The sequence below is a fragment of the Chryseobacterium wanjuense genome, assembly GCF_900111495.1.
Taxonomy (GTDB): Bacteria; Bacteroidota; Bacteroidia; order Flavobacteriales; family Weeksellaceae; genus Chryseobacterium; species Chryseobacterium wanjuense.
Map to the genome: position 1 here is coordinate 2130038 of NZ_FOIU01000001.1, position 15538 is coordinate 2145575.

13 protein-coding genes are annotated in these 15538 nt (G+C 30.4%); all 13 read right to left on the reverse strand.

What is annotated here, in order from left to right; genetic code table 11:
• Positions 1–441: 441 nt before the first annotated feature.
• The 13 genes from BMX24_RS09510 to BMX24_RS09580 all read right to left on the reverse strand — a co-directional run bounded on the left by BMX24_RS09510 (position 442) and on the right by BMX24_RS09580 (position 14490).
• Positions 442–804, reverse strand: a complete 363-nt coding sequence (locus BMX24_RS09510) for a hypothetical protein (RefSeq protein ID WP_089791918.1) — start codon at positions 802–804, stop codon at positions 442–444.
• Positions 805–833: 29 nt separating this feature from the next.
• The gene (locus BMX24_RS09515; RefSeq protein ID WP_089791920.1) at positions 834–1781 is read right to left on the reverse strand and encodes a caspase family protein; all 948 of its coding nucleotides are present in this window, start codon (positions 1779–1781) and stop codon (positions 834–836) included.
• The gene (locus BMX24_RS09520; protein ID WP_089791922.1) at positions 1781–2182 is read right to left on the reverse strand and encodes a TIR domain-containing protein; all 402 of its coding nucleotides are present in this window, start codon (positions 2180–2182) and stop codon (positions 1781–1783) included. The genes BMX24_RS09515 and BMX24_RS09520 overlap by 1 nt, the downstream gene beginning before the upstream one ends.
• A gap of 11 nt (positions 2183–2193) precedes the next feature.
• Positions 2194–2751, reverse strand: coding sequence for a TIR domain-containing protein (locus BMX24_RS09525; protein ID WP_089791924.1), 558 nt, complete (start codon positions 2749–2751; stop codon positions 2194–2196).
• Between the two features lie 10 nt (positions 2752–2761).
• The gene (locus BMX24_RS09530) at positions 2762–3535 is read right to left on the reverse strand and encodes a hypothetical protein (protein WP_139176808.1); all 774 of its coding nucleotides are present in this window, start codon (positions 3533–3535) and stop codon (positions 2762–2764) included.
• A 164-nt stretch (positions 3536–3699) separates the two neighbouring features.
• The gene (locus BMX24_RS09535) at positions 3700–4335 is read right to left on the reverse strand and encodes a response regulator transcription factor (RefSeq protein ID WP_089791928.1); all 636 of its coding nucleotides are present in this window, start codon (positions 4333–4335) and stop codon (positions 3700–3702) included.
• Complete coding sequence (locus BMX24_RS09540; RefSeq protein WP_170835680.1) at positions 4332–6419, reverse strand: ATP-binding protein; 2088 nt, start codon at positions 6417–6419, stop codon at positions 4332–4334. The genes BMX24_RS09535 and BMX24_RS09540 overlap by 4 nt, the downstream gene beginning before the upstream one ends.
• A 97-nt stretch (positions 6420–6516) precedes the next feature.
• Complete coding sequence (locus BMX24_RS09545) at positions 6517–6741, reverse strand: hypothetical protein (RefSeq protein WP_089791933.1); 225 nt, start codon at positions 6739–6741, stop codon at positions 6517–6519.
• A gap of 298 nt (positions 6742–7039) precedes the next feature.
• Positions 7040–7255 carry a hypothetical protein gene (locus tag BMX24_RS09550; RefSeq protein WP_089791935.1) on the reverse strand — a complete coding sequence of 72 codons (216 nt, stop codon included), beginning with the start codon at positions 7253–7255 and terminating at the stop codon, positions 7040–7042.
• 600 nt (positions 7256–7855) lie between these two features.
• Complete coding sequence (locus tag BMX24_RS09560; RefSeq protein WP_170835681.1) at positions 7856–9055, reverse strand: GIY-YIG nuclease family protein; 1200 nt, start codon at positions 9053–9055, stop codon at positions 7856–7858.
• The gene (locus tag BMX24_RS09565; RefSeq protein ID WP_228404774.1) at positions 9048–10997 is read right to left on the reverse strand and encodes a DEAD/DEAH box helicase; all 1950 of its coding nucleotides are present in this window, start codon (positions 10995–10997) and stop codon (positions 9048–9050) included. The genes BMX24_RS09560 and BMX24_RS09565 overlap by 8 nt, the downstream gene beginning before the upstream one ends.
• Positions 10998–11073: 76 nt before the next feature.
• Complete coding sequence (locus BMX24_RS09570) at positions 11074–13794, reverse strand: class I SAM-dependent DNA methyltransferase (protein WP_089791942.1); 2721 nt, start codon at positions 13792–13794, stop codon at positions 11074–11076.
• Positions 13795–14124: 330 nt separating this feature from the next.
• Complete coding sequence (locus tag BMX24_RS09580; RefSeq protein ID WP_228404776.1) at positions 14125–14490, reverse strand: hypothetical protein; 366 nt, start codon at positions 14488–14490, stop codon at positions 14125–14127.
• Positions 14491–15538: the final 1048 nt, after the last annotated feature.

The following is a 15538-nucleotide window of genomic DNA, read 5'->3' on the forward strand; positions in this document are numbered from 1 at the left end:
TTGTTTTCTTCAAAGTAGCTGATCTTACTCTTTTTTATAAAGAATAGCAGGTGGTAAACTTAATGGTTTAATAATTACTTTTGTTACCACTTTTTGCTAGATGTATAATCGTTAGACTGCCTATTGGTCGGGATTTCTTGAGTTTTTCATGTCCCATTTTAAATTTTACGAATGGGTCACGAAATAGGACATATAAATAGTGACCTATTTTGATTTTTTTTGATACTAGCGCTAAAACAAAAACCGCTGTAAACATAAATGTTTACAGCGGTTCAGCTTATTTTGGCTTCTAACCTTGCGGAGAGTGAGGTAAAACCACCTATTCTCTAAATCTCTTTATTTATCGACATTTCCTGAAATTAAGATTCAGCTACTCACCGAATTACTCACTTCTAAAATGTAGGTTTTTGATTCGTTTTTGTTTAATCAAAAATAAGAAAATTAATTGATAATTTTAGTTGTTTTCCATGTATTTAATTCAAATAACACCGCTGAATCTCCAGAATTGTTCCAAACAAAACTTTCTAATCCCCAATAGAATATATAACGTGTATTTTGTCCACTATTAATACTTTCAGACTTATTAATCCCTTTTTTTGTATAAAGAACAATCTCATCACCTCGTTTTACATCTTTGGAAGGAAACCAATATATATGTCTTAGTTTGTTTGAGATTTTATCTGGAGTTACAAATGTTGTATCGCTGACAAGATAATAACTAATATTACAATTAGAAAGGATTAAAAACTCAATTCTTTCAGTATTATGTCCAAAGTCAATTACTTTTTTTATACTTATATTCATAATTGTCTACTTATATGGTAATTAAAGTTTTATATCCTATCTTGATTAACAAGATTCCAATAATGTTCACCTAATGCCGTAAGCTTACACGCTTTTGATTCCATTGCAGCAAAATACATATGTTCAGCATCAATTGGAACTACTAGATTTACTCTATTATATTTTTGCATAATTGCAAACTTTTCACAATTATCTTTATCAGGGTTTTCACTTTTAGGTTCGTATGAGGGGTCAAGTTTATGCTCAGCCTTATTATTAAAAAGCTCGGTAATCTTTCTTAGATCTGGTAGTGTAATTGAAGGATTCAACATCCTTAAAGTAATAAAATTTTTGACATTGGATTTAAACATTGGTCTTTGTTTCCATGCACCTAATGATTGATCAATATGTGCATATACACTTCCCGGGGTAATATGACCAAGAATATTTGCAGCACCACCATTTAATGCATCTACTAAAAGGTTAGTAAATAACCCATGCCCATTTACCTCACTAGCATACTGATCAGCGGTAGAAGCTGTTAAAATAGTCATTCCTTCAGAAAGAAATATACTATTGCCAATATTGGCAGCACCTAAATGTCCACTATGACAACAATCTAAAATTATTACTTTATTTTTTGCTTTAGAATTATTTGCCATGTCTATTATTTCTTTCATGGAAACCCCATCGTCACCATCTTCACATTCTGAAGTCACTAAATAACCTCCTGTGTCTTCCAAGTGTCCATGACCCGAAAAATAAAATAATGCTACTTCTGAATCATCCTTAAACAGTTCAGAAATATAATGTTTTAAGTGTTTTTTTGTAATAGATGTATTTTCGTCAACAGCAGTATCAAAAAAGACGTCGAAATTTTTTGTAAAATCAGCATTTCTTTCTAATGCATTCTTTACCTCATAAGCATCATCAACACAACCATGTAATGATTTATGATGAGCATAATAATTTACTCCAATAATTAATGCTTTTTTCATTATCCAAAACTTTTAATTGCATCTACTATTGACTTTCCATTCCACCCGACGATGATATCGGCACTGTCTTTGACCACTTTAGAGGTTCTTTCTGCTCCCCACGGTTGGACAGCGATAATTTTTTTACCCATAGCTTTTGCTAATTCTATTTCCTTGTTAATCCATTTGCTGTAAGTAGCGTACATTCCTGCTAAAATTATAATACAGCTTGTTCCTTTAATTTTCAATTCAATAGCTTCTTTTAACTGTTTGTCTGTTCCATTTGTATGAATCGGATCATGTTTAGGAACCGAATGATCATAATAATCTAGGCCTTGAGCATTAAGCAGTTTCATAATTTGATCGTAATAATCACTATAAGCCCATGAGTGGCTTATAAAAAGTCTGTAAGTTTTGTTCATTTTTTTATATTTTATTTAAACCATTTTTCCATGGTCATATAGTTATTTGCGTTTTCGTTAATCCATAAAATTTTATTACTCGAGAAATTATTCTTTACTAAACCACTAACAGATTCCTTTGTTACGTACGGATAAACAGACAAAAATTCTTGACCATTAAAAGTGGATTTTTCGTAATCAGTAATCGGAAGAATGGCACATCTATGTGTTTCTCCATCCATATAGCCAAGCTCCCATGGCATCCATTTAGATACCGAGGCATTTTCAGATGTAGCATAAATAAGAGATTTGGATTGCTGCATTCTTCTCCTTATTAATGAGACAGTCTCTTTATCTACATTAGCTCTGCTCAGATGTGGATCTATAATCCAATCAACATAAACAGTATAACCCATTGATGCCAGCTCAATAAATAACCCTTTGATATATTCCTTATCTCTATAGCTATGAGATAAGAAAATGTCAAAATGAGTTAAACTTTTGCTTTCATTCAATGTCTGAGAAAAGGTTCGGTTACCTATTCTTTCACTTTCTGATAAGTTTCTTAAATAACTTTTTGTGTAAAACATTGTTTAAATTTTAAATTAATAAACTATTAATATCAACAGGAGTAAGTCTCCCTTGAATCTGTTTGGGGTTTAAATTTCTATTGATAGCCTGAAAAATTTGTTTGTCAAACTTCATTAGTTCCATGAATATGCTTACATTATTTGACCAGTCTTTGATAAAAAAATCACCATTTTGACTTTTTATATTAAATTCAGCATCTGTTCCTATATTGGCTCCTGATGTTTTTATACCGTTAACATTTCCAGATAATGTTATTTCTGAATTTTTAGAACGTGATTGCATAATAAGAGCTTTTGAAGCGTAAGTCACCGAGGTAACTAAATAGGTATTCTCCCATATCAGCACTTGGCTTTTTGAAATAATTTCATTTTCAAGAGATGCGATATCATTAATTTGCGTCTTATAACAATCTAAAGCATGAAAATAAATCGAACCCTCTGAGGTAAACTGCAAAACAACTTCAATATCAGCATTAGGTAATGCATTTGATGAAAGTCCAACTTCAGAGTTTATAGACGAAGATCTACTTACCGAACTTTCACTTGAAAACTTGTAACTATGTTTCGCTTCCGGTTTGCTTTGAGTTGAATACTCAACATTTAAATTATTTAAAGAAGATATTTTAGTAAACACTCCTAACGGTGCTTCTTTAGAAAAAATCCCTCCTTTGCCGTTCGGAAATGTTATAATATCTCCAACCTCGATTAGTTCTCCTGGAAGATAAACGGCTACTTTTCCAAGCTCTTTTGCGATTTCTTTTGAATATTTAATTTGTAGTGACATTGTAAAAGAATTATAATGATAACCATTGGTGATCATATGATTGCAATGCAAATTTAGATAGGTTGTATAAGTTGTATTTCCTAGATTATAACGATTTTGTATCCTCAATTCTGAGGATATCTATAAAATAAAAGCAGTTAAATTGAAATTTAACTGCTTTTATTTTATAATGGCTTTGAATATCCATTTTGTATGGCAAATTTTATTAATGCCTTAGAATTTTTTACTCCTGTTTTTTCAAGAAGATTTCTCCTGTGGGTTTCTACTGTTGTTGATGCTATATTAAGCTTTTCGCTAATTTCTAATGTTGTGAGACCCTCTGCGATTAAATACAATACATCCTTTTCTCTATTGGTGAGCCGTATGTCACCCACAACATGATCAGATCTCAAATTAGCAATAATACTTTGAGTAACTTCATCCGAAAAATAATCCTTGCCGTCTAAAATTCTATAAATAGCAATCAGTAATTCTTCCTTACCCTTATTCTTCAAAATATATCCATTTGCCCTTGCTTGAATAATACTTCTTATAAAAGCAATTTCATCATGCATCGTGAGGATAAGAACCTTAATATTAGGATTCCTTTCCTTTAATAATTTTGTTGTTTCAATTCCATCCATAATTGGCATATTGATGTCTAATACAACAATATCAACCGGATAAGTATTTACTAAAGAAATTACTTCTTTACCATTAAACCCTCTTCCTACTATTTTTAAATTATCATCATTTTTTATGACAGATTCTAAACCTTCTAAAATCATCTCATGATCATCAGCAATTACAATATTTATCATATATATGAATTTATTGGGATTTCTATATTAACTGAAGTTCCACGACCTAGGGCTGAATCAATATCAATACTACCTGCCAGTGATTGTACTCTTGAATTAATATTATTAAGTCCAAGTCCCTTAGATCGTTTAGTTTTATCAAATCCTTCGCCATCATCTTCTACTTGTACATTTAAAATGGATGATAATTTAAGAATTTGAACTGTAACATTTTTTGCTTCAGAATATTTTAAAATGTTATTTAATAGTTCTTGAATAATTCTGTATACCTGAATTTCAACATTACTATCTAATCTATTTTCGATATCAGATGCAATGAATTCAACCTTCATTTTTTTTGTTTGTTGAATAACAATTAATAATTCCTCAACAGCGGCAATTAAACCAAACTTTGTAAGAACACCTGATGACATTTCATATGAAATTTTTCGAACTTCTTGGCAAGCTTCATCTAATAAAATGTTAGCTTTTTGAAATTGTTCAAAATCAAACTTTTTATTTTTTTTCATTTGCTCCTCTCCAGATTTATAATATACTTTTGCAACAGAAAGCATGCTCCCTAGTCGATCATGAAGATCCTGAGAAATTCTTTTTCTTTCTTCATCCTGAACTTTAATCATATCATTGATTGATTTAAGCTCTTGGTTTTTTATAAGTTCTTCCAATTTTTTTTCCTCAAGCTTTTTATCTTTCAATGCTAATTCAGCTTTTTGCTTTTCACCTTTCCACCGTAAAAAAATAAAAAATAATAATGCAGCAAGAGCAAAAATAGTAGATAAAGTATAAATTAGAATGTTTTTATTTTGATTTTCAAGAGATAACTTCTCAATATTTATTTTTGATATTTTCTGATTTTTAATTAAAAGTTCATTTTCTTTTTTCTTCTGTTCGTATTTTTGCTTTAAGTCAATAGCTTTTTTATAATCCGCATCAATATTGTTTCGTAAAGAATTATAATCTTTGTGATAGTACATTGCTGAATCATATTGCTTTTTATAGGAGTAAGATAAGTAAAGATTATATAAAGCATTTAAAGTCTCAATTCTATTCGGAGAGTTTTTTGATGTCTTAAGTGCCTTTTGGTAATATTTAATCGCACCATCATAATCTTGTTTTTGAAAAAACAAATTTCCTAAATTAATAGTTGCATCTTTTAGTTGATCTTTAGAAATATAGTTATTTTGAATACTTAAGCTTTTTTGAAAATTATTATTTGCTGTTTCAATGATACCTTTCCTATAATAAAATGCACCTAGATTATTGTAAATATCTGAATCAGTATTTTTTATACCAATTTTCTTTTTTAGTCCTAATGATTTTTCATAGTACCCTTTTGCTAAATTATCATTTCCGGTTTCAAAAAATATAACTCCTAAATTGTTATATATTTTAGAAAGTTCATAATCGTCCCGATATTTTATAAATATTTTTTCACTTTTAAAAAGATAGGTTTTTGCATTCTCATAATTTTTCATAGTTAGGTAAAGGACTCCAAGATTCATATAACTGTAACCACAATTGTTTTCTTCACCAAGTTTTTCTCTAATATCTAGACTTTGCAAAAGATACTTTGTCGCAATTTCATAAGAACCGATATTTTGATATATCAATCCTAAATTATTTAATATTAACGCCACAAGGGAAGACTTATTAAGCTCTTTAAAGATAATTAGTGCTCTAGTAGCATAGGATATGGCTTTTTTAAAATTCTTTTTATTCCTATAAATTTCGCTAAGCTGATTACTTGCTCTTCCTATACCGTATTTATTCCCAATTTTTGTTTCTAATTTTAAAACTTTTAGATATATATTTTCCGCTTGAGAATACTGTTTATTAAAAATATAAACAGTGCCAAGCCTGTTTAGACTTGTTATAAGCCCCGGTAAGTAATTACACTTCTGGCTTAGTACGTATGCTTCAAGAGCATATTTTTTAGCTAGTGTAAAATTCGTTTTTCGAAACTCCCATGCAAGTTCGTTATTTGCATTGATTTTTATCGTATCCGCTGATGTTGCAGATTGACTGACTAAAACAAGGCTGTCTATAATTTTGTGTTGAGCAGTCAAAACAGAAAAAAAAGACATTAATGGGAACAATATAAAGATCCTAATCATAATATAATAGACAAGGGTTTTACTATATAAATATAGTAAAACCCTATTTTAATTTTAGTTTAAAAAATTACCTTTTTTTAGGATTTTTTTCAATTCTTTCTGTAGGTTTAATAATTTCTCCTGCACCTTGTGGTGACGTTGTGGGAGGAGGATCTACAGGCGCTGTTGGTGTGGAACCATTATTTGAGATCAAATTTTCTGTTGATCCATTAGCATTTATTGGTTCATTAGTGTTTAAATCACCTTCCTGTGTTTGAACAGGTTCATTTGTTACATTGTCTTGTTCTTCCATTTTTTAATGTTTAATGTGAGAACAAAGTTCAAATATTATGATAACAAAAAAATCAACACAATACAGTATTTTCTTATCCTTACTTTTGAGGAGATTTCAAGAAGAATTAAAACAAGGTTATTTTCTTTTCTTACGTTTTACTTATTTTTTCTAACTTTTAAACAAATTTAAATTTTCAATCATTATACTTTCATTTTTCATTGTGAAAGTTTTTAGTTTTAGCGAAATTACAATTAATTTTTATTCTGATCAGAATATTGTATTTGTTATAAAATCTAGTGGTGAAATTTCAACTGAATCAAACATCATAATCTCTTCCTACGAAATACCCTAACATGAAGAAATCCAAAGGATTTATAGACTTTCCATCTTTTTTTGAAAATTCAATTGTTGAATCATAATATCCACGATTAATTTTTATATTATACAATTCACGAATTCCTCTACCTGTTAAAGATGTTTTCAAAGCAGAGATAATATGTAATATAAGTGAGTTTTGATGATGTATTTTCATATTACAAAAATTAGTAATTATTTATACATTTCAATATGGGAAACCGTAAATGATTAAAATAGTGAAAAGAGATATATAATGTTTTATCAATAGACCCAAATGATCCTTTCATAGGGCTTAAAAGTACTCTTTAGCAATTAATGAATAAATTTTTGTAAAGATTTCGTTTTGCTGTTCTTTCAGCTCAATAACTGTTTTCAAGTTTTTCATTAAAACCTTTCAAATCTTCGCTATAAATTTTTGAGTGTTGACTATTTTTGCTATTTGATTGATATTGCTTTCAATCTTTGCAAAAAGATTATCCTGCTTTTCAAGGAACGTCAGTACTTTTCTCCTTTCATCATCAAAAATTCTATTCTCTACGAATCTATAATTAAACTGCTCAAAGAAATTTGCCTTTTGGAACAGAGTTTCTTCCAATTCTCTTTCTTCTGTTTTTAAATCCTTATGAAAATACTATCCTCTTTTTCCATGCTTTTCATTTGCGCTTAGTAATTGGGTTGGAAATATTAGTACTAAAATAACAGCAAGTCAATAGTAATGAGTATGCTTAGCTCAAATAAGAGTATTCTTGAATTATATAGAATTTCCAAATATTATTTACTTCAAAGTTAACTTTTCATTATGAATATCATACTCATAATTAATAATTGATCCTATCATAAAAAGATTAATAGCTTCATCTAAGACACTTAAGGGAACAATAAACCATTCTCGTGGTGCTATTCTTATTCCACTGGTACTATATAAATCAATATTTAAACAAGATGCAGCAAAAAGCCGATGCAAAAGTTTTTCTAAATAATGGGTATTTATATTGTAACACCTATATTTTGCAACGATTTCAACATCACTATATAAATAAGTTGCTTCCTTTACTGCATTTTTTATTCTTTTTTCAACGGGAATAGTAGAAAAACCAATTTTAAACAGATTACCCATGTCTTTGATCTCTGGTCTTTGAGACTTTGACTTCAAAATATAAATCCATCCACTTTCAATATCTTCTTCTTTCATCATCCCTGCATTTACGGCTAAATCTTTCTCAATATCATCTAATGGTTGAGTAATTAACTTTCCACTTTTCTGAATAGCTTTTCCTAACGAACGAAAAAGCAGATTAGAAACTGTTCCGTTTTCAAAAATAGTTGTGGTAGGTCCATCTAAACGTATTCTATCACCAGTCTTATTCTCTTTAAGAGTTTTTTCTGCGTCAGATAATTCCAAATAAGCTAAAAGACCATCTACCAAATAGAAATTACCTTGCTTAAGATTAGTTTCAGCATCATTAAAAGGAAGCATCTTTCTTCTACCAGACTTTAAATCACGATGTACATTCTGAAACATCATTTCGTATTTTGCAAATTCCTCATCAGACAATGATTTTCTTTGTGCAATTGATTCTGCTTTCGCTCTTTTATCTATTTGAGGAGTATGCTTAAATTCGAAAATTGAGTTATCTCCATCGGAATCCAACAATCCTAATTTATCATCATTTAAAATTTCATCAATAGAAGGTATTTCATATTTTACTTCTCCGAGCAAATTAAACCTATCAAAGGGTTTTACAATTTTTATCTTATTTTCATTACTCCTAAATTCCTTTAGTCTAGCCAATAAAGAATACTCAGCAATTGATGCGGTTGATGGTTCTCTTTTATTTTTTTCGAAGAAACTATTGATTTCTTCAAAAGATTCTATGAGACGATCTTCATCAGTTTTGATGACAGATTTTTTTTCATTGGAATCTAATAATCCAAAGTCATCTTCATTAAATATATCATCTAAAGTTTTAGCCATTTTGCATCTTTTTTCTTTTAGCATCTTGAATAAACAGAAGTGCCTGTGCTAATCTCTGCTCAATCGGATTAGTAGACTGAATATTTGGTTTTTCACCAGTTTCTTTAACCCAAGCATTAATTTTAGGCCATAGAATAATGGCTTCCTGCTCTGTCATTTCAATCTTAGTGATATTGATTGTGTCTTGTATTGCTCTTAACACAGAAGTAGTGACACTTTTGGAAAGAATTTCAAAAGCTTTCTGGAAAGGATTTACACGATCAATTAATTCAATATTAATATCATCAATATTCACAAAACTTCCGGCCATTTTTATAAATTTCTTAGAACCTTGCTCTTCAACAGTGCTATTTTTTATTACCGAATCTACAACAACATATTGCCTTACGGCTTCTACATCATCTTCTGACAAATCTGGGTAAACTTCTCTGATTATTTTTGGAATCAAAACTGTATTGATAACTTCGGGTTCTAAATTTCCGGGCAATGCTTTCAGCATTGTATCATCTTGTAAAATACGTGCTTTTAAATCATTTAAATCACTTTCTATGATATCTTTTGCACGTTGAGAAGTGGGTGTTTTAAATCCTCTTATTTTGATAGTTGCTTTGTCATCTTCTTCTTCATTATCCAAATCATCATTGTCATTATCCATTGGCTTGAATTTGAAGTTAGGAGCAAGCACCTGTTCCATAAGTAATGATGCTGTAATGGCTTTCAGCATATTGTTTACTGCCAATTTTACATCATCATCTACCGCATCTGGCTGTGCAATCAAATTGGTAAATTGAGCATGTTTTTTGTTACTACTATCACGGGTTGCACGACCGATAATCTGAATAATTTCAGTTAACGAGCCTCTGTAACCTATTGTAAGTGCGTGTTGGCAAAAAGGCCAGTCAAAGCCTTCTTTAGCCATTCCTAACGCAATAATCATATCAATATCATCAGGCGAACTTACGCCACGCAGATAGGCTACAATCTTTTCTCTTTCTTTTTGATTGTCGTTTACCAGATCAGCAATTTTAAGAATCCTTCTGCTTCGTTTGCTTTTTACAAATAAAACGCCGGTCTCTGAATCCTGATATTCTAAATCGCCAATACAATCAATAACGTGATTTACTTCTTCATATTTTTCTTTAGATGATTCTGCCGAGTTGACGCTTGGAATATGGATAATCGTTTTTAAATCTTCATCCAAAATTTCTTCTAATGCAGACATATTACGCTCCGGCTGAACTTTGTAATATCTTCCCTGATAGAAATGATAACCAATTCCAAGAGACTTCAAATATTCGTAGCCATTAAGCTGGTCATAATAGTTATATGTAACTTTTACAAATTTCTCTTCGTCTTCAGGTAAAAGAACAGGAACACTATCGCCACGGAAATATGAACCCGTCATTGCCACAATATGAGCATTAGAATTAGCCATAATATTGCGCATTACATTTCCTAATTTGTTATCACCATCTGCGGAAACGTGGTGAAACTCGTCAATGGTTATCAAACAATCATTCAATTTTTTTTCATCTAATCCCTCAAATGCAAAACGCAATGTAGCGTGAGTACAAATCAAAACCTTTTCATCACTTTGCAGAAACTGATGAAATGCTTTCACTTTACCAGCGTCACTTCCCGGCGTGCAAAGATTGTATTTCTGATTAGGTTCCCAATTGGCATAAAACCCATATTTCTTCAATTCTGTAGGACTGAACGAATTTCCGATGGAACGTTCTGGAACCGCTACAATGACTTTTTTAATGCCTTGATTGATTAATTTATCTAAAGCAATAAACATCAAAGCCCGAGATTTTCCCGATGCTGGTGGTGCTTTTAACAAAAGGTACTTTGCCGTTCTCGCTTCATACACCTTTGCCTGCATTTCACGCATTCCCATTTCATTGGTCTTTTTGCTTTGCCCTGTTTGTGCGTACTCCACTTTTACCAAGTTGATGGGCTTTATGTAATCGCTATTGTTTTCTTTTTCCATTTTGTTCTCTGTTTATCTATATCAATTAAGATAAATCTGATTTTTTCTTTCTCGTTTTCTTTTGCTTGGCAAAAAGCGTGTCTTTTTTGGTCATTTCATCATAGCGTTTAAACAAATGTTCCAGACGTTCTGCATCAGAAGTAAAAGGATTTCCCATTCTGTAGATTTCTTCTATAGCTCTATCCAGATTTTGATGTGCATGTTTCAAATCTTTGGGCATCGTTTCAGGATTATAGAGCCAAGCCATTGTTTTTTCCGGATATTTTGCACGTTCATCTAAAATAGCAAATACATATTCATTGATGGTCAGTTTTTGTTTTTCGCTGACGTCAGGAAATGGAAAAGTATTGTAACACAATTTTGCTGAATATCTATATCTTGTTTCCAATTTTCCGCCTACTGCATCAACCCAAACCATATGCATTTTAGAATGTAGAATACCGAAGAGCCAAGGTTGAGCATCATATACAGCCATTGCCGAATCTAAAATGATTGAGTCTTTATCAAGAAAACCTAAAGGAATATAGCTTCTTCTTTCAGAAGAGACCCGAGGAACTATTATTGAATTTTCAAATGCTTCATTTCTATCTCTAAATTGATGAGGCCTAGTTGCTAACTTGTTTGTTCCCTTATCTCTACTATTCAGTCTATGAGTTTTACTTATTTCAATTTTGTTCTTAATAATTTCAAACTTTAAAGCATCTTCTAATTCTTCATCATCAATCCATAAACAATATCTATTAATACCATTTATAAATTCGGTAGAGCCTACCAGCTTACGAACAAATTTTATACTTAAAGGTAAATTAGAAATCAAATTGTTTCTTTCTTCTTCGCTTAAAATTAATCCACCTCCATCATTTGCCATATTACCAAAATTCATTTTTTTGAATCCGGATATTGAAGTCATTCGTTCTGGAATTATGATATTAGACGCATCTAATAGATAGGCATTAATATTTTTAGCAGGTTTTGAAACTCCATCAGTAAAAATATATTTCTGTTTATTAGTTACATTTCTTAAGCCAACAATAATTACTGTTACACCAGCATTTCCTTTTGCATTATTATTCCATTTAAATGATGTATGAGCAAACGAAATTTCTATGTTATTTCTTAAAATTTTGTCCCACAATAGAGCTATTTGTTGTCCTTGTGAAATTGAATTTGTTGAAACAAATGCTAACTGAGCATTATAACCATCAATGTATTTAGAGCCTTTATAAAACCAAATTGATATATAATCTAAGTCTTTATATTTTGTAAATGAATTAAAAATAAAATCCATATCGGATTTTTGTTCTTCGTCTTGAATTCTTGCGCCTAAATATGGTGGATTCCCAATAATATAAATTTCATCACCCTCATTTTTGGAGCAAACTTCTTCCCAATTTATGCGGGCTGCATTTCCTGATACAATATTTCCTGCTTCTTTTAATGGTAAAATTGGTTCAGATTTGCCAAAGCCTTCTAACTTTTCATCAAAGTACAAGTTCATCTGATGTTCTGCCAACCATAGAGAAAGAATTGCCATTTCGTGTGCAAAATCTTTTATTTCTATTCCATAGAATTGTGAAAGTTTGATATTGCTTACAAAGCTTTGTCCTCCAAATAAATTAGCTTTTTCTAAAGCAATAATTTGTTGGATGATTTTAATTTCTAAATTCCGTATTTCTTTGTAAGTAATAATGAGGAAATTACCACTTCCACAGGCGGGGTCAAAGAATTTGATTTTAGAAATTCTGTCAATCAATTTTCTTAACCCTTTTGGATTATCCATATTCTTATCAAACTCGTCTTCGAGCTCATCTAAAAATAAAGGCTTAATCAATTTCAAAATATTCTCAACAGAAGTATAATGCATTCCCAAATTGCTTCTTTGTTCAGGGTCTGCAACAGCCTGAATCATCGAACCAAAAATATCCGGATTGATTTCACTCCAATTCAGTTCGCCAGATTCTACCAATATATTTCTCGCCTTCTTACTGAACTTCGGACTTATGATATCATCTTTGAAAAGCCCGCCATTTACATACGGAAACGAATTTAGATATTCGGGAAAATCACCTGTTTTGCTATTTAGTTTTCTGAATAATGTATTTAAAAATTGGTCTACATCAGAACCATCTTCATTGGTATTGTTAACCAATGTTTCAGTAAAAATATTTTTAACGCTAAATATATCTGTATCTTCGGCAAAAAAGCAGAATAATAATCTTGAAAGAAATATATTGAGTTGATGGCTTCCTGCAGCAACCCAATCTGGATTATCTTGCACTAATATATCATAAAGCTGTCCTAATTTGTAAGCAGCATTTCTATCAGCTTCATTATTGGTAGAAACTTTGTAAATTTCTGCACCAGAAAGTGGAAGAAAAAAATCAGCTTGATCTGGTAACTCGGAAAAAGAAAAGCGCTTATTTATTTTTAGCTTAACATCAATAGCCACAATAGTTTCATAATCTGAAACTAATATGAAACGAGGATTATGCTTTAAAATTTTATCATCTTTTGCTGCTTCATCTATTACGTCTAAGAGATTCCCAGAGAATTCTTCTTTAAAAAATATCTTATTTTTATAGAGTAGTTCTCCCTCTTTTTTAGATAGATTTGAATCTCCTTTTTTCAATCTCGTAATTATATTCTTAGAGATACCAAAGGAAATTAGAAAATCAAAAATGAAATTCTCTTTATTAAAATTTTTGGTTAGGACTGTGAGTTTCTCTTTTAATTCCTGGATTTTCATTTACTAGTTTTCCAATTTTTTTTGATTTATTTTTTATCCCAAAACTCTCAATAACTTTAATAAGTATTTGATATATAATATTAGTATTTTCTTTTTTCCAAACAATTCTTATAATGTTTAGGAAATTTTTCCTTTTTCCAGTGAAAGAAAAAAATATTGTTCTCAAATTATTTAATAATTTAGAAATATGAATTTCTAATAAAAATTACATTTGAATTAACAAATGTAACTTAAAAAGTAATGATAGTCAAGATTTATCTGTTGCCTAGAAAATATTATCTTTATTATTAACTTCAATTAGGTAATATTTTTTTATAATAATTGATGCCGTTACCTAAATTGATTATCATTAGCAATTAACGAATAAATTTTTGTAAAGATCCCGTTTTGTTGTTCTTTCAGTTCAGTAATTGTTTTTAGTTTTTCATTAAAACCTTTCAAAGCTTCGATATTCATAAGTTTTTGAGTATTTACTATTCTTGCTACTTGATTGATATTATTTTCAATCCTTACAAAAATATTATCCTGTTTTTCAATGAATGCGAGTATTTTTCTCCTTTCATCATCAAAAACTCTATTCTCCACGGAGTCAATAATTAAGCTGCTCAAAGAAATTTGTTTTTTGAAACAGAGCTTTTTCCAGCTTTCTTTCCTGTATTTTTGAATCCTTATGAAAATACGTTCCTCTTTTTCCATGTTCCTCATTTGTATTTAGTAATTGGTTAAAATTCTGACCAAAATTAGTATTAAAAACACCAATAAGTCAATAGTAATGAGTATGTTTAGCTCATATAAGAATAATCTAGAATCATAAAGAATTTCCAAAGATTAAAAAAGAATATACTGGGCTAATTTGAATCCTTTTTAAGATTTCAAAAAACAAAAACTGAGTCCCGAAGTTTTTCACCCTTTTTGCAAAAAAGGCAAGAGAGTCTTTGTAGGTACAACTTGAAAAGTTTGTACGTACAAAGACACATCTTGCGTTACGAGCTTTCCATTTTTTCAGAGCTCTGAAAAACTGAGCTACAATAATTTAAAACAATGATAACCAGTATATTATATTTAATATGATTTTTTTTACTGTTGAAAGAAAAATGAGTCAATTGGCAGGCGAAGAAAAAATAGGCTGACCTGTATTTATTTTACTCACGTTAGAGCATAACCTGTATCTATTTTACGCACCCTTCACACGTAGGGTGCGTAAAATAGATACAGGTCAGAAGAAAACCTGCGTAATTTTTACGCAGGCTATGATTTTTCCATTCTGTTTTTAGTTTATTTCTGTTAAGGTTAACTTTTCCGATCAAATTGATTCGGTTTCGAGGACACTCGACTTTTTCTTTTCCTTTACAATTGTAAAGCAGAACTTTTTATTGATGAGTTTCTGATTAAGTTAGAGTAATTTTGATTGAATTGATTCGTATGACTGAGGTTCCGGCTTTTTCTTTGCCCATGACCATAGTACAGTATCAGCACGTAAAACCGGAATGGAAAGCATTGAAATGAGGGCTTGAAATCTTTTTGTCCGCAGGATTCAGGAGTTTCTGAAAAAATTATTGAAACCTAGTGGAAAGAATTTTTTGAGATACCCAAAAAGATTTTTTTATGTGCCTGATGCTGTACCAAATTTGCAAAAGTAAAAAGTAACAACAGTTAGAAAAAAAATTAAATAGTTTTACTTATTATTCAAAGCAAATCACAATACAGATTTCTAAAAATGAAACTACAAGCCAAAACAGTCTAC

Excerpts from the sequence above, each read along its gene's own strand:
- BMX24_RS09510 (WP_089791918.1), bottom strand. The coding sequence starts at position 804 with ATGAATATAAGTATAAAAAAAGTAATTGACTTTGGACATAATACTGAA.
- BMX24_RS09515 (WP_089791920.1), bottom strand. The coding sequence starts at position 1,781 with ATGAAAAAAGCATTAATTATTGGAGTAAATTATTATGCTCATCATAAA.
- BMX24_RS09520 (WP_089791922.1), bottom strand. The coding sequence starts at position 2,182 with ATGAACAAAACTTACAGACTTTTTATAAGCCACTCATGGGCTTATAGT.
- BMX24_RS09525 (WP_089791924.1), bottom strand. The coding sequence starts at position 2,751 with ATGTTTTACACAAAAAGTTATTTAAGAAACTTATCAGAAAGTGAAAGA.
- BMX24_RS09530 (WP_139176808.1), bottom strand. The coding sequence starts at position 3,535 with ATGTCACTACAAATTAAATATTCAAAAGAAATCGCAAAAGAGCTTGGA.
- BMX24_RS09535 (WP_089791928.1), bottom strand. The coding sequence starts at position 4,335 with ATGATAAATATTGTAATTGCTGATGATCATGAGATGATTTTAGAAGGT.
- BMX24_RS09540 (WP_170835680.1), bottom strand. The coding sequence starts at position 6,419 with ATGTCTTTTTTTTCTGTTTTGACTGCTCAACACAAAATTATAGACAGC.
- BMX24_RS09545 (WP_089791933.1), bottom strand. The coding sequence starts at position 6,741 with ATGGAAGAACAAGACAATGTAACAAATGAACCTGTTCAAACACAGGAA.
- BMX24_RS09550 (WP_089791935.1), bottom strand. The coding sequence starts at position 7,255 with ATGAAAATACATCATCAAAACTCACTTATATTACATATTATCTCTGCT.
- BMX24_RS09560 (WP_170835681.1), bottom strand. The coding sequence starts at position 9,055 with ATGGCTAAAACTTTAGATGATATATTTAATGAAGATGACTTTGGATTA.
- BMX24_RS09570 (WP_089791942.1), bottom strand. The coding sequence starts at position 13,794 with ATGAAAATCCAGGAATTAAAAGAGAAACTCACAGTCCTAACCAAAAAT.
- BMX24_RS09580 (WP_228404776.1), bottom strand. The coding sequence starts at position 14,490 with ATGGAAAAAGAGGAACGTATTTTCATAAGGATTCAAAAATACAGGAAA.